This window comes from Pseudomonas sp. ASL3, assembly GCF_056680425.1.
This window is the reverse complement of sequence record NZ_CM155281.1, coordinates 6,226,572-6,240,162: the sequence shown is the minus strand read 5'-3', so window position 1 is coordinate 6,240,162 and position 13,591 is coordinate 6,226,572. Positions and strand designations below refer to the sequence as shown.

Sequence of the window (13,591 nt, the reverse complement as noted above, 5' to 3'; positions counted from 1 at the left end):
GTGCAGGCGCTCAGGAGCGCTTGTGCGCCTTCACTTCGGCTTCGCGCAGACGAGGAGCCAGTTTGTCCAGCACGCCATTGACGAACTTGTGGCCGTCAGTGGAGCCGTAGACTTTCGCCAACTCGATGCCTTCGTTGATCACAACGCGATACGGCACGTCGATGCGCTTGAGCAACTCGTAGGTGGACAGGCGCAAAATCGCCAGCTCAACCGGGTCGAGCTCTTCGATGGTGATGTCCAGGCAAGGCGCGAGAGCAGTATCGATCTCGGTCTTGTTGGTCGGAACACCGTGCAGCAACTCACGGAAATACGTACCGTCGACATTGCTGAAATCGTTGTCGACGCGGAACTGCGCTTCGATTTCATTGAGCGAATGACCTGCCATGTGCCACTGATACAACGCCTGAGTCGCGAGCTGACGCGCTTCGCGACGCTTGGCGCTTTTGCTCTTGGCGACTTCAGGTGATTTTTCGTCACGCGGGTTGAAACGATCGCTTTCGTCGGAAATCACTTGGCCTCCAACTGTGCCAGCAGGCTGACCATCTCGATGGCAGACAATGCGGCTTCAGCACCTTTGTTACCGGCCTTGGTGCCGGAACGTTCGATGGCTTGCTCGATGGAATCGACAGTCAATACGCCGAAAGCGACCGGCACGCCGAACTCCATGGAAACCTGGGCCAGGCCTTTGGTGCATTCGCCAGCGACGTATTCGAAATGCGGAGTACCGCCACGAATAACGGCACCGAGGGCGATGATGGCTGCGTATTCACTGCGTTGGGCAACTTTCTGCACCACCAGCGGAATTTCGAAGGCACCCGGCGCGCGGATAATAGTGATGTTGCTTTCGCTCACGCCATGGCGAACCAGTGCATCAACGGCACCGCTCACCAGGCTTTCGACGACGAAGCTGTTGAAACGGCCAACCACCAGGGCATAGCGGCCTTGGGGGGCGATGAAGGTACCTTCGATGGTCTTCAGGGTCATTCGGGTGAGTCTCGTCTTAAAGAGCAAGCACGCCCGATCGGCGCGCTTTGAGGGATTTTAGGCCACCAATTGCAGACTGTCGGGTAGAAAGTGTGAAAGCCTTCAGGATTCCACACGAACCACCCCAACCGGTCTTTATTCGGAGGGCACGTATTCTACAACTTCCAGATCGAAACCGGATATCGCATTGAACTTCATGGGTGAACTCATCAGGCGCATTTTGCGCACGCCAAGGTCACGCAGAATCTGCGAACCGGCACCGACAATACTGTAGGTAGTCGGTTTTTTCACCGCGGTGTGGTCGGCTGTTTCACGAATATGCGCCAGCAACACGTCGCCATCGAGCGGGTGACCGAGCAACAGCACCACGCCACTGCCGGCCTCGGCAACCGCGCTCATCGCGGCCCGCAGGCTCCAGCGGCCCGGTTGTTTGACCATCAGCAGGTCGCGCAACGGGTCCATGTTGTGCACCCGGACCAGGGTCGGCTCTTCAGCGCAGATATTGCCCAGGGTCAGGGCCATGTGCACGTCGCCTTCAACCGAATCGCGGTAGGTCACCAGATTGAACTGGCCCAATTCGCTGTCCAAAGGCTGCTCGGCAATCCGCTGAACGGTACGTTCGTGGATCATCCGATAGTGAATCAGGTCGGCGATGGTGCCGATCTTGATCCCGTGTTCGGCAGCAAAGGCTTCAAGTTCAGGGCGACGGGACATGGTGCCGTCATCGTTCATCACTTCGCAGATCACGCCGCTCGGTTCGAAACCGGCCATGCGCGCCAGATCGCAGGCCGCTTCGGTGTGGCCAGCGCGTGCGAGAGTACCGCCGGCCTGAGCCATCAGCGGGAAGATATGACCGGGACTGACGATATCGTCGGCCTTGGCGTCCTTGGCGGCAGCGGCCTGCACGGTGCGGGCGCGGTCGGCGGCGGAAATACCGGTGGTGACGCCTTCAGCGGCTTCGATGGAAACCGTGAACTTGGTGCCAAAACCGGAACCATTGCGAGGCGCCATCAGCGGCAGCTTGAGGGTCTCGCAACGCTCGCGGCTCATCGGCATGCAGATCAGGCCACGGGCGTGCTTGGCCATGAAGTTGATGTGTTCGGCCTTGCAGCACTCGGCGGCCATGATCAGGTCGCCTTCGTTCTCGCGGTCTTCGTCATCCATGAGGATGACCATCTTGCCTTGGCGGATGTCTTCAACCAGTTCTTCAATGCTGTTGAGCGCCACAAGGCACCCCCTTACGGTTCAGGATTTGAGGTAGCCGTTGGCGGCCAGAAAACTTTCGGTGATGCCGCCTGATGAGTTGCTCGGCTCTGCGGCCTTGTCTCCCAACAGCAGGCGCTCCAGATAACGTGCCAGCAAGTCCACTTCAAGGTTGACCTTCCGTCCAGGCCGGTACTCGGCCATGATGGTTTCGGCCAGGGTGTGCGGGACAATGGTCAGTTCAAACTCGGCGCCATTGACCGCGTTCACCGTCAGGCTGGTGCCGTCCACGGTGATCGAGCCTTTGTGCGAGATGTACTTGGCCAGCTCACGCGGCGCGCGGATGCGGAACTGGATGGCGCGGGCGTTTTCTTCGCGGGACAGGACTTCGCCGACACCGTCGACATGCCCGCTGACCAGATGGCCGCCGAGACGCGTCGTTGGCGTCAGGGCCTTCTCCAGGTTGACCGGGCTGCCGGTCTTGAGATCGACGAAGGCGGTGCAGTCGAGGGTTTCACGGCTGACGTCGGCCCAGAAACCGTCGCCCGGCAGCTCGACGGCGGTCAGGCAGACGCCGTTCACCGCAATGCTGTCGCCGAGTTTGACGTCGCTGAGGTCGAGTTTGCCGGTTGCCACGTAAACGCGGACATCGCCGCCTTTAGGAGTCAGAGCGCGGATACTGCCGATGGATTCGATAATGCCGGTAAACATGTGGTCCTCCAGGAGAACAAAGCCAGCGCTGAGCGATGACCGAAAATTATACGCCGGGTGCTGAAACAGGTATTGCTATGACTCGCCAGTCATCACCCACCGCGCGCATTTCAACGATTTTCAGCTCCAGCGCTTGGCTCATCTGCGCCAACGGCAGATCGAGCAGCGGCCGCGCCGTGGAACCGAGGAACTTACCTGCGACAAAAATCTGATATTCATCGACCAACCCGAGCCGGGTGAACGCACCGGCCAATCGGGGGCCTGCTTCCACCAACACTTCATTGACGCCACGGGCGGCCAGTTCAAGCATCAGTTTGCGCAAATCAACTTGCCCTTCACTATTGGCCAACGCCAGTATTTCATGGCCTGCGGCGTGATAACGCTCACGCGCCTGTGCCGCCGCGCAGGTCACCACCAACGCATTGCCTGCCTGAAAAAATGGCGCGTCGAGGGGCACGCGCAGGCGCCCATCGATCAGCACGCGTAGCGGTGGCCGGCTGACAGCCAACGCGGTCAGTTCGGCATCCAGGCCCAGTTCATCCGGACGTACAGTCAAACGTGCGCCGTCGGCCAGCACCGTATCGGCACCGGTCAACACCACACTCGATTGCGCGCGCAACCGCTGCACCGCCGAGCGCGCAGCAGGCCCGGTGATCCATTGGCTTTCGCCGCTGGCCATGGCGGTGCGTCCGTCGAGGCTCATCGCCAACTTGACCCGCACATAAGGCAGGCCGTGTTCCATACGCTTCAAGAAGCCTTTGTTCAGCGCCCGGGCTTCACTTTCCAGCACACCGCTCTGCACGGTGATCCCCGCCCCCATCAACCGCAACAGGCCTTTTCCGGCAACATCGGGATTGGGGTCCTGCATGGCGGCAACCACCCGCGCGACACCGGCATTGACCAAGGCATCGGCGCACGGCGGGGTACGGCCATGGTGGCTACAGGGTTCGAGAGTGACGTAAGCAGTGGCGCCGCGAGCCTTGTCGCCGGCCTGACGCAGCGCGTGCACTTCGGCATGCGGCTCGCCCGCGCGAACATGCCAGCCTTCGCCGACAACCTGCCCGTCGCGCACGATCACGCAGCCAACCCGTGGATTCGGGTGCGCGGAATAAATACCCTTGCGCGCCAATTCCAGCGCACGGGCCATGTAATGAAGGTCCAGAGCGCTCTGCTCAGTCAAAGGCAGGCTCACTCTTTCACCGGCTCACGAGCCAGACGGTCGATTTCTTCACGGAACTCGTTAAGGTCCTGGAACCGCCGATAAACCGAGGCGAAGCGGATATACGCCACTTCGTCGAGTTTCTGCAGCTCGCCCATCACCAGTTCACCCACTACCAGCGATTTGACTTCGCGCTCGCCGGTCGCACGCAGCTTGTGCTTGATGTGCGCCAGCGCCGCTTCCAGGCGCTCGACGCTGACCGGACGTTTTTCCAGCGCTCGCTGCATGCCGGCGCGCAGTTTTTCTTCGTCGAAAGGCTGACGACTGCCGTCTTGCTTGATCAGACGCGGCAGCACCAATTCGGCGGTTTCAAAGGTAGTAAAACGTTCACCGCAGGCCAGGCATTCGCGACGGCGACGTACTTGCTCGCCCTCGGCGACGAGGCGCGAGTCGATGACTTTGGTGTCGTTGGCACCGCAGAAGGGACAGTGCATGGTGGCAGGCAACAAAAAAAGGGAGGGCCATGGTAGGGCGAGTCATCAATTATTTCCAGCGCCGAAAATAATTGATGACTTGCCCTGACGTATCCCGCTGGCAAGACAAGACTTGAGGTTTACGGTATATAGACGCGCGGCTGGCCGTGTGAAACTCACATAGCTGGACAATACTGCATTACCTGCCTCGGCCTCCCCCGTTTTTTTGTTCTGTTGGAGCTGTTCATGTCGCTACGACCGATTGCTTTGCTCAGTCTTGTCGCCCTGCTTGTCGCCTGTAGCAGTCACGCGCCCAAACCTGTCGCGGCCAAAGCAGCGCCCCAACAGCCAACAGCCAAGGTGCCTGTCGGTCCTGGCCCGCTGCCGGCTTACCAACGCGAGCTGAGCGGCCAACTGCTGGGCGTGCCCGCAGGTGCTCAAGTCGAGTTGGCACTGCTGGTAATCGATGACCGCAACCGTCCGCAACGGTTGTTGGCCAGCACCACGCTGGTCGGCACCAATCAAGCCCTGCCCTTCCAACTGCGCTTCAACCCGGAATCTTTCCCGGTTGGCGCCCGTGTCGAGTTGCGCGGTCGTGCCAGCCAGTCCGGTCAGTTGATTTTGCATCTGCCGTCGCAACGCATTTTCCAAGGCACCACCCAGGCGCTGGGCGCATTGCAGTTCGTCAACGCGCCATGACCCCACCGCAGCACCTGCAACAGGCCTTGAGCGAACTGCTCGGCGATGCGCAATTGGTCGCCACCGAGCTGCCCGGCACCGACCTGAAGCTGTGGCTGATTGATGCCGACAACATGAACCGTGCCTTTAGCCCGGAAGAAACCCGACGCATCCTTGAAGACCCGCCGTACTGGAGCTTCTGCTGGGCCAGCGGTCTGGCGCTGGCGTGCTTTCTCGCCGAACAACCGCAGTGGGTGGCAGGCAAACGCGTGCTGGACTTCGGCACAGGTTCAGGCGTGGCAGCAATTGCGGCGGTGAAAGCCGGCGCGCTTGAGGTGGTGGCCTGCGACCTCGACCCGCTGGCCATCGCCGCCTGCCGGGCGAATGCTGAACTGAACGATGTGCACCTGAGTTACTCGTCGGACTTTTTCGCCGAAACCGATCGCTTCGACCTGATTCTGGTCGCCGACGTGCTGTACGACCGCGCCAACCTGCCGCTGCTGGACCATTTCCTCAGTCGCGGTCGCCAGGCGCTGGTCGCCGACTCCCGGGTGCGCGACTTCCAGCATCCGGCTTATCAGCGGTTGGAGATACTCGAAGCCCACACCCTGCCCGATCTGGCCGAACCTCTGGAGTTCCGCCACGTCAGCCTTTATCACACGCAGCGCACCCCGGCCTGACTCCTGATTCTGCCCGGAGGGCACCGCAAAATTGTATGTCTGACACAAATCCCCCCGTAGGAGCTGCCGAAGGCTGCGATCGACCGGGGACCGGTCGTAGAGGCTGATGTTCATGAAGGCCGTTCCGGCCTTATCGCAGCCTTCGGCAGCTCCTACATTTGAATTACCCCGGCCTGACGCGCACCGCTTTCGGCAAAGCGCCGCGACCTTTATAGTTAGCGGCATTGAACGATTTTTTCGAGACTAGCGATGAGCCAGGACACCCCGTACATCTTCGACGCAACCACCGCTGACTTCGACCAACTGGTCATTCAGAATTCATTCATCAAGCCGGTGCTGGTGGATTTCTGGGCTGAATGGTGTGCGCCGTGCAAAGTGCTGATGCCACTGCTCAAGAAAATAACCGAGGAGTATCAGGGCGAACTGATGCTGGCCAAGGTCGACTGCGACATCGAACAGGACATCGTTGCCCGATTCGGCATCCGCAGCCTGCCGACCGTGGTGCTGTTCAAGGACGGTCAGCCGGTGGACGGTTTTACCGGCGCGCAACCGGAGTCGGCGATTCGCACGATCCTTGAGCCCCATGTGCAAATGCCGCCGCCAGCCGCTGCCGATCCGCTGGAGCAGGCACAAGCGCTATTTGCAGAAGGCAGCATTGCGGACGCTGAAGCCGTACTCAAGCACTTGCTCGGCGAGGACAACACCAATGCCGCAGCGCTGATTCTGTACGCACGTTGCCTGGCCGAACGTGGCGAACTCACTGAAGCACGCACCGTGCTCGATGCTGTCAAAGGGGATGAACACAAGGCTGCACTAGCGGGCGCCAAGGCACAGCTGACCTTTCTCAGCGAAGCCGCAAACCTTCCCGACGTCGCAGACCTGAAAACCCGTCTGGCGAAAAATCCGCAAGACGACGAAGCGGCTCACCAACTGGCGATCCAGCAACTGTCCCGCCAGCAATACGACGCCGCGCTGGAGGGCCTGCTGAAGCTGTTCATCCGCAACCGCAGCTACGCTGAAGGCCTAGCGCACAAGACCTTGCTGCAAGTGTTCGACCTGCTGGGCAACGATCACCCACTGGTCACGACCTACCGTCGTAAGTTGTTTGCTGCGCTGTACTAGCCAACCCAGCTATAGAGTGGTGCATCGGCACCGCTCACCACTTTGACCTCAGCGCTGTGGCGCAAACGCACCAATAAGCGTTTGCCCGCCGCGGTGCTGCCGGCCAGGCCTTCCAACTGACTGAGCAAGTCCGGCCCACTCATTTGCCCTGCTTTGCGCAATAGGTCTTGAGCGACGTGCCAGATGGCATCGTCCTGATTGACGGACGCGGCGGTTGTCGCGGTGCTTGCTGATTTCGTCGTCTGCAACTGAGCGCCCAATTGGGCCCAGTCGCTCTCGTCCAACTCCAGTGTCAGGTCCACTGGCCATTCGCCGATGGTTCCGCGGATACGCAGCATGGTCTGTTTTCCTTATTCAGTTAACGACCCAGTGTAGGAGCTGGCTTGCCTGCGATAAAGGCCACCGCGGTCTCAAAGGGAAATGCGCGGTGTCAGCCACAAAAGAATTGTTATAAGATCACATAACAAATTTCCCATCCATGCTGTGCCCGGAGAGTTTTTATGCGCCGTCTATTGCTCGCTCTGCCTTTTGCCCTGCTTCCGCTGGCTATTGCTCATGCCGCTGGTGAGACCGAACACCCCAGCCTTGGCGCTCACGAACACGGTGTGGCGCGCCTGGACGTCGCGCTGGATGGCAAGTCGCTGGAGTTGGAGCTGGACAGCCCGTCGATGAACATCGTCGGTTTCGAGCATGCTGCCAGCACCGATGCAGACAAGGCCAAGGTCGCCGAAGCTCGTGAATTGCTGCTGAAGTCCCAGGCGCTGTTCAATCTGCCGCTGGCTGCCAAGTGCGCCGTGACCACGCAGAAGCTGGAAAGCCCGTTGTTCGGCGACAAACCCGATGCTGATGCTGCCGACGACGACCACGACGAAGATGAAGACGCACACGCCAAGGGTGAAGGCGAAGAGCATCATCACCACAGCGAAATTCACGCCCACTACGTATTTGTCTGTGACAACCCATCAGCACTGAAAAACCTCGACCTGACGCAAATCTTCAAGACCTTCCCCGCCACTCATAAAATTCAGGTACAACTGATCGCCCCGAGCGGTCAGCAAGGTGTTGAAGCGACGCCAGACAACGCAACGCTGAAATTCTGATACTGCGCGACCGCTTTGCGGTCGATCGCGGGCAAGAACTAGGCGCCCCCCCCGCTCCTACACATCCTGTAGGGGCGGCTGGCGGCGACATCAATGCCTCATTACGTGTGAACATGCCTTAAATGACCCAAGCACTTATAGAGCTGTCCGACCTTGGCTTTAGCTGGCCGGGTCACGCGCAGTTGCTGGATATCCCGGCGTTCCGTCTGGAACCGGGTGAAACACTGTTCTTGAAAGGCCCCAGTGGCAGCGGCAAAACCACGTTGCTCGGGCTGCTGGGCGGTGTGCAGAAGCCCAACCGGGGCAGCATTCGCCTGCTGGGCCAGGAGCTGACACTGCTGTCCGCCGGCGCCCGAGACCGTTTTCGAGTCGATCACACCGGTTATATTTTTCAGCAATTCAACCTGCTGCCGTTTCTGTCGGTGCGTGAAAACGTCGAGTTGCCCTGCCGCTTCTCTAAACTCCGTACCGCACGGGCGACACAGCGCCATGGCAGTGTCGATCAGGCCGCCGCGACCCTGCTCGCGCACTTGGGTTTGAAAGACCCGGGGCTGCTGAGCCGCCGCGCTGACTCGTTGTCCATCGGCCAGCAACAACGTGTCGCTGCAGCGCGTGCGCTAATCGGCCAACCGGAACTGGTGATCGCCGACGAACCGACCTCCGCACTGGACGCTGATGCGCGCGAGGCGTTTATCCGCCTGCTGTTCGCTGAGTGCAAGGAGGCCGGGGCCAGCCTGCTGTTCGTCAGCCACGACCAAAGCCTGGCACCGCTGTTCGACCGTAACCTGTCGTTGTCCGAACTCAATCGCGCCGCCGTCGCCGCAGAGGTCTGAGATGTATTTGTTTCGCCTAGCCATGGCCAGTCTGGCTAACCGCCGCTTCACGGCCTTTCTCACTGCGTTTGCCATCGCCCTGTCGGTCTGCCTGTTGTTGGCGGTCGAGCGGGTGCGCACCGAAGCCCGTGCCAGTTTTGCCAGCACCATCAGTGGCACCGACCTGATCGTCGGCGCCCGTTCTGGCTCGATCAACCTGCTGCTGTATTCGGTGTTCCGCATCGGCAACGCCACCAACAACATCCGTTGGGACAGCTTCGAACATTTCGCCAATGACCCTCATGTGAAGTGGGCGATCCCGATTTCCCTGGGCGACTCCCATCGCGGCTATCGGGTCATGGGCACTAACGAATCCTATTTCGAGCACTACCAGTTCGGCCGCCAACAGCATCTGGAACTGGCTGACGGCCGGCCGTTCGCCACTGATCCGTTTGAAGTGGTGCTGGGTGCCGAAGTCGCTGATGCCTTGAAGTACAAGCTTGGCGACAAGCTGGTGCTGGCCCACGGCGTCGCCGTCGTCAGTCTGGTCAAGCACGACGACAAGCCGTTCACCGTGGTCGGGATTCTCAAACGCACCGGCACGCCAGTGGACCGCACGCTGCATATCAGTCTCGGTGGCATGGAGGCGATTCATATCGACTGGCACAACGGTGTGCCGGCCCATGGCGAAGGGCGTATCAGTGCCGATCAGGCACGCAATATGGACCTGACGCCAACGGCGATCACCGCATTCATGCTGGGCCTTAACAGCAAGATCGCGACCTTCGCCGTGCAACGCGAGATCAATGAGTTCCGTGGCGAACCGATGCTGGCGATTCTGCCTGGCGTGGCTTTGCAGGAGCTCTGGAGCCTGATGGGCACCGCCGAAAAAGCGCTGTTCGTGATTTCGCTGTTCGTGGTGCTGACCGGCTTGATCGGCATGCTCACCGCGATTCTGACCAGCCTCAACGAGCGGAGGCGCGAGATGGCGATTCTGCGCTCGGTGGGCGCTCGGCCCTGGCATATCGCCAGCCTGCTGGTACTCGAAGCCTTTGCCCTGGCCTTGGCCGGCGTGGTCAGCGGCGTGGTCCTGTTGTATGTCGGAATTGCCGCGGCGCAGGGTTACGTGCAATCTAATTACGGCCTGTTCTTGCCGCTGTCCCTGCCCAGCGAATACGAGTGGAGCTTGCTCGGCGGTATTCTGGCTGCTGCGCTGTTGATCGGTACCGTGCCGGCCTGGCGCGCCTATCGCCAATCGTTGGCCGATGGCCTGTCGATTCGTTTATGAGGACGTCCATCATGTCGCGCCCGTTGCTTGCACTGTTGCTGCTGATCGTTCCACTACTGGTGGCGACACCTCTGTGGGCCGCCGCGCCACGGGACCTGACCTGGGAGCAGATGATTCCGCCTGCCGCGCCAAAGATCGCCCCGCAAATGGCGCCGATTCACAAATTGTCGAACCTTTCCGATACCTTGTCCGTCGAATCGGCGCCTGCGGCTAAACAGCAGTCGCCATCCGCGCCAGTGGTCAAGTCACTGAACGGTCAGCACATCAGATTGCCGGGGTATATCGTGCCGCTGGAAGTCACCGAAGAAGGCCGGGTGACCGAGTTCTTGCTGGTGCCGTACTTCGGCGCCTGCATCCACGTACCGCCACCGCCATCGAACCAGATCGTCTACGTCACCAGTAAGGTTGGAGTGAAACTCGATGAGCTGTATCAGCCTTACTGGATCGAGGGAGCGATGAAGGTCGAAAATTCCACCAGCGAGTTGGCGGATGCGGGGTACAAGATGGAAGCCGATAAAATTTACGTCTACGAGTTGCCTGAATCCTGAGGCCCTTGGCATTTATTGCTTCAAGCCGATTTCATTGAGCTGGGTCAAAAGCCCCGTTCCAGACGCGCCCTACCATTAGACATCGCCACATTTAATCGTCTAATGGAGCCCTTATGCACAAGTCATTGCTCGGCGCGTCTCTTTTTGCGCTGGCGCTCAGCGCCCCTCTCGTCGCCCACGCCCACGAAGCCGGCGACATCATCGTTCGTGCCGGGGCGGCGATGGTCAGCCCCAATGAAGACAGCGGCAACCTGAAGTTTGATGGTGTCAAAGCCTCGGGCACCAAGGCGACCCTGGACGGCGACACACAACTCGGTCTGGCGCTGGCCTACATGCTCACCAACCACTTCGGTATCGAACTGCTGGCGGCCACGCCGTTCAAGCACACGGTTGGGGTTCAGGGCCTGGGCCCAGCTCTCGACGGCAAGCTGGGGGACATCAAACAGCTGCCGCCTACCCTGTCGTTGCAGTATTACCCGATGGATGCCTCGTCGAAATTCCAGCCTTATGCGGGCATCGGTTTGAACTACACGATGTTCTTTGGCGGCGACTTGACCAGCACCCGCAAGAACGAAGGTTTCAGCAATCTCAAGGTGAAGAACTCGGTAGGTCTGGCCGGTCAGTTGGGTATGGATTACATGCTGACTGACCGGGTGATGCTCAACGCATCGGTTTGGTACATCGACATGAGCACCACGGCTACCGTGGACGGCCCGACCGCACTGGGTGTCGGCCAGACCAAGGTCAATGTCAATGTCGACCCGTGGGTGTACATGGTCGGGTTGGGTTACAAGTTCTGACGTTTTCAGTCAAAACTCGCGCACAAAAAAGGCACCTTCGCGGTGCCTTTTTCGTGTTCTCCAATCAACGCCCGAGCAAGCGTGCCAGACCGACGCTCAGTGGCGTTGGCTCAGGGAAGTCGAAGCGTTCGAGCAAGCGCTGATTACTGGCCCGTGAATGACGGATATCGCCGGAACGCGCCGGCAGATAGCTGATCGCAGGCAAATCGCCCAACACCTGCGACAAAGCTCCCAGCAGTTGATTCAAGGTAGTCGCCTGATTGAGGCCAACGTTGATTGCCCCGGTCTCGACTTCAGGTAGCTCCAGCGCTTGCACCAGCACCGCCGCCAGATCGCCGACGTAGACAAAATCCCGGGTCTGCTCCCCATCGCCGAAGATCGCGATCGGCAGCCCTTTTTCAGCACGCTCGCTGAAAATGCTGATTACACCCGAATACGGCGACGACGGGTCCTGACGCGGACCGAAAATATTGAAGAAGCGAAACACCACCGGCTCCAGGCCATGCTGGCGGCGATAGAAGTCCAGGTAGTACTCGCTCGACAGCTTGTCCGAGGCGTAGGGCGTCAAAGGCGCCTTGGGCGTGTCTTCGTCGATCGACTCACCTTCGCCGTTGTTGCCATAGACCGCCGCGCTGGAGGCGAACAGCACACGTTTGATCCCGGCCTGACGCATGGCTTCGCACACATTCAGGGTGCCGACGAAATTGCTTTGATGGGTGCGCACCGGATCTTCTACCGACGCTTGCACCGAGGCGACCGCCGCCAAATGCGCGATGGCCTGGCAACCAATGGCCGCGCGTGCGACCAACGCGGCATCGGCGACATCGCCTTCGATCAATTCGAGACGCGGGTTTTCCAGTGGCAGATTACTGCGTTTGCCGGTGGACAGGTCGTCCAGAACGCGCACCGCATAGCCCTTGTCGAGCAAGGCGTCGACCAGGTGCGAACCAATGAAGCCGGCGCCGCCGGTGACTAAAACAGGTGCATCAACCATGACGATAATAACGATCCAGTAGGCTTGGCAGACCGGCGCGCCAGGCGCGGGGCTTGATGCCAAAGGTATGGAGGATTTTCTTGCAGGCCAGTACCGCGTGTTGCGGCTCTTCGGCAGCATCGGATCGCGCGGCATGGGCCTGCGCGGTCGGCGCTTCAATCGCCAGCGGGTGCATTGTGCGGGCTTCGTCCAGGATCGCCTGACCCAACGCCAGTGGCGTGGTCGCCTCGTGGCCTGCGTAGTGATAGGTGCCCCACAGCGGCGCGGCGCAATCGAGTTGCTTGAGCACCGAGATGATCACCCGCGCCGCATCATCGACCGGCGTCGGGTTGCCGCGCCGATCATCGGCCATCGGCAGTTCTTCGGGCTGTTCGGCACGCGCGAGGAAACGCCCGAGCACGCCATCACTGCTGTCATCGAGCAGCCAGCCGAAGCGCAGCAGCACATGCTGCGGGCAGGTCGCGCGCACGCTTTTTTCGATCCGCCACAGCGCCTGACCACGCAGACCCAGCGGTACCGGTTCGTCTTTTTCGCTGTAGGCAGTCGCCCGCGAACCATCGAACACCCGATAGCTGGAGGGTTGCATCAAAACGATATTATGGTGCTGGCACAATTCGGCGAGGCGCTCGATGGCGCGCTCCTGAGCAGCCAGACGTGCCTCGCTCACTGCCTCCGCCTGAAACCAGTCGAAGTAATAAGCAAGATTGATCACGGCATCGGGGCGGGTGTCGTCGAGCAGTTGCGTCAGGCTCGCCGCATCCCAACCGGCTTCCGGTGGACGCGGCGCGAGGAAGCCAATGTCTTCCTCGGCACCAAGACGAATCAACGCCTGCCCAAGGGCATTCCCGCCGCCCAACAGCATAAGGCGCATTCGCATAGAGTCAGCAGGCCCGGTATCAGAATCGGTTCAAATAAAGTGGGAAAACGTCTGCAAACATAACACGTTGAGGCCTATCCCCCAAGAGGCGCCCGGCCTGTGGGGTTTCCACAAACCCTTGTAGGAGCTGCCGCAGGCTGCGATCGTCCCGGGGTCGCGCCC

17 protein-coding genes are annotated in these 13,591 nt (G+C 60.3%); 8 read left to right on the top strand and 9 right to left on the bottom strand.

Going from position 1 to position 13,591, the window contains the following annotated elements; translation table 11 throughout:
* Positions 1-10: 10 nt before the first annotated feature.
* The 6 genes from nusB to nrdR all read right to left on the bottom strand — a co-directional run bounded on the left by nusB (position 11) and on the right by nrdR (position 4,551).
* Entirely contained in the window at positions 11-511 is a 501-nt protein-coding gene (gene nusB / locus AC1MEE_RS28655) for a transcription antitermination factor NusB (RefSeq protein WP_480412801.1), read from the bottom strand.
* Entirely contained in the window at positions 508-984 is a 477-nt protein-coding gene (gene ribH / locus AC1MEE_RS28650; RefSeq protein WP_480412800.1) for a 6,7-dimethyl-8-ribityllumazine synthase, read from the bottom strand. Before ribH ends, nusB begins: the two co-directional genes overlap by 4 nt.
* Before the next feature lie 135 nt (positions 985-1,119).
* Entirely contained in the window at positions 1,120-2,211 is a 1,092-nt protein-coding gene (gene ribBA / locus AC1MEE_RS28645; protein WP_480412799.1) for a bifunctional 3,4-dihydroxy-2-butanone-4-phosphate synthase/GTP cyclohydrolase II, read from the bottom strand.
* Positions 2,212-2,229: 18 nt separating this feature from the next.
* Complete coding sequence (locus AC1MEE_RS28640; RefSeq protein WP_480412798.1) at positions 2,230-2,898, bottom strand: riboflavin synthase; 669 nt, start codon at positions 2,896-2,898, stop codon at positions 2,230-2,232.
* A gap of 46 nt (positions 2,899-2,944) precedes the next feature.
* Entirely contained in the window at positions 2,945-4,045 is a 1,101-nt protein-coding gene (gene ribD / locus AC1MEE_RS28635) for a bifunctional diaminohydroxyphosphoribosylaminopyrimidine deaminase/5-amino-6-(5-phosphoribosylamino)uracil reductase RibD (protein ID WP_480416365.1), read from the bottom strand.
* A 41-nt stretch (positions 4,046-4,086) separates the two neighbouring features.
* On the bottom strand, positions 4,087-4,551 hold the full coding sequence (nrdR, locus tag AC1MEE_RS28630; RefSeq protein ID WP_297832514.1) for a transcriptional regulator NrdR: 465 nt from the start codon (positions 4,549-4,551) through the stop codon (positions 4,087-4,089).
* Positions 4,552-4,776: 225 nt separating this feature from the next.
* Here nrdR and AC1MEE_RS28625 point away from each other — a divergent pair, with 225 nt between their 5' ends.
* The 3 genes from AC1MEE_RS28625 (at position 4,777) to trxA (ending at position 7,010) form a co-directional block, all read left to right on the top strand.
* Positions 4,777-5,229 carry a hypothetical protein gene (locus AC1MEE_RS28625; protein WP_480412797.1) on the top strand — a complete coding sequence of 151 codons (453 nt, stop codon included), beginning with the start codon at positions 4,777-4,779 and terminating at the stop codon, positions 5,227-5,229.
* On the top strand, positions 5,226-5,888 hold the full coding sequence (locus AC1MEE_RS28620; protein WP_480412796.1) for a class I SAM-dependent methyltransferase: 663 nt from the start codon (positions 5,226-5,228) through the stop codon (positions 5,886-5,888). Before AC1MEE_RS28625 ends, AC1MEE_RS28620 begins: the two co-directional genes overlap by 4 nt.
* 249 nt (positions 5,889-6,137) lie before the next feature.
* Positions 6,138-7,010, top strand: coding sequence for a thioredoxin (trxA, locus tag AC1MEE_RS28615; RefSeq protein ID WP_480412795.1), 873 nt, complete (start codon positions 6,138-6,140; stop codon positions 7,008-7,010).
* Here trxA and AC1MEE_RS28610 read toward each other — a convergent pair.
* A complete protein-coding gene (locus tag AC1MEE_RS28610; protein ID WP_480412794.1) occupies positions 7,007-7,348 on the bottom strand; it encodes a hypothetical protein in 342 nt (113 codons plus the stop codon). The two genes, trxA and AC1MEE_RS28610, sit on opposite strands and share 4 nt — an antisense overlap.
* Before the next feature lie 162 nt (positions 7,349-7,510).
* Between AC1MEE_RS28610 and AC1MEE_RS28605 the strand changes: the two genes are divergently transcribed.
* The 5 genes from AC1MEE_RS28605 to AC1MEE_RS28585 all read left to right on the top strand — a co-directional run bounded on the left by AC1MEE_RS28605 (position 7,511) and on the right by AC1MEE_RS28585 (position 11,558).
* Positions 7,511-8,110, top strand: a complete 600-nt coding sequence (locus AC1MEE_RS28605) for a DUF2796 domain-containing protein (protein ID WP_480412793.1) — start codon at positions 7,511-7,513, stop codon at positions 8,108-8,110.
* A gap of 122 nt (positions 8,111-8,232) precedes the next feature.
* Positions 8,233-8,943 (top strand): ABC transporter ATP-binding protein, encoded by a 711-nt coding sequence (locus AC1MEE_RS28600; RefSeq protein ID WP_480412792.1) that lies wholly within the window; start codon positions 8,233-8,235, stop codon positions 8,941-8,943.
* 1 nt (position 8,944) lies between these two features.
* On the top strand, positions 8,945-10,210 hold the full coding sequence (locus tag AC1MEE_RS28595; protein ID WP_480412791.1) for an ABC transporter permease: 1,266 nt from the start codon (positions 8,945-8,947) through the stop codon (positions 10,208-10,210).
* Positions 10,211-10,221: 11 nt separating this feature from the next.
* Entirely contained in the window at positions 10,222-10,758 is a 537-nt protein-coding gene (locus AC1MEE_RS28590) for a DUF3299 domain-containing protein (protein WP_480412790.1), read from the top strand.
* Between the two features lie 113 nt (positions 10,759-10,871).
* On the top strand, positions 10,872-11,558 hold the full coding sequence (locus AC1MEE_RS28585) for an OmpW/AlkL family protein (protein ID WP_480412789.1): 687 nt from the start codon (positions 10,872-10,874) through the stop codon (positions 11,556-11,558).
* A gap of 64 nt (positions 11,559-11,622) precedes the next feature.
* Here the strand turns inward: AC1MEE_RS28585 and AC1MEE_RS28580 are convergent, their stop codons facing one another.
* Together AC1MEE_RS28580 and AC1MEE_RS28575 are read right to left on the bottom strand one after the other, a co-directional pair.
* Entirely contained in the window at positions 11,623-12,552 is a 930-nt protein-coding gene (locus tag AC1MEE_RS28580) for an NAD-dependent epimerase/dehydratase family protein (protein ID WP_480412788.1), read from the bottom strand.
* Positions 12,545-13,429 carry a sugar nucleotide-binding protein gene (locus tag AC1MEE_RS28575; protein WP_480412787.1) on the bottom strand — a complete coding sequence of 295 codons (885 nt, stop codon included), beginning with the start codon at positions 13,427-13,429 and terminating at the stop codon, positions 12,545-12,547. The genes AC1MEE_RS28580 and AC1MEE_RS28575 overlap by 8 nt, the downstream gene beginning before the upstream one ends.
* Positions 13,430-13,591 lie beyond the last annotated feature (162 nt).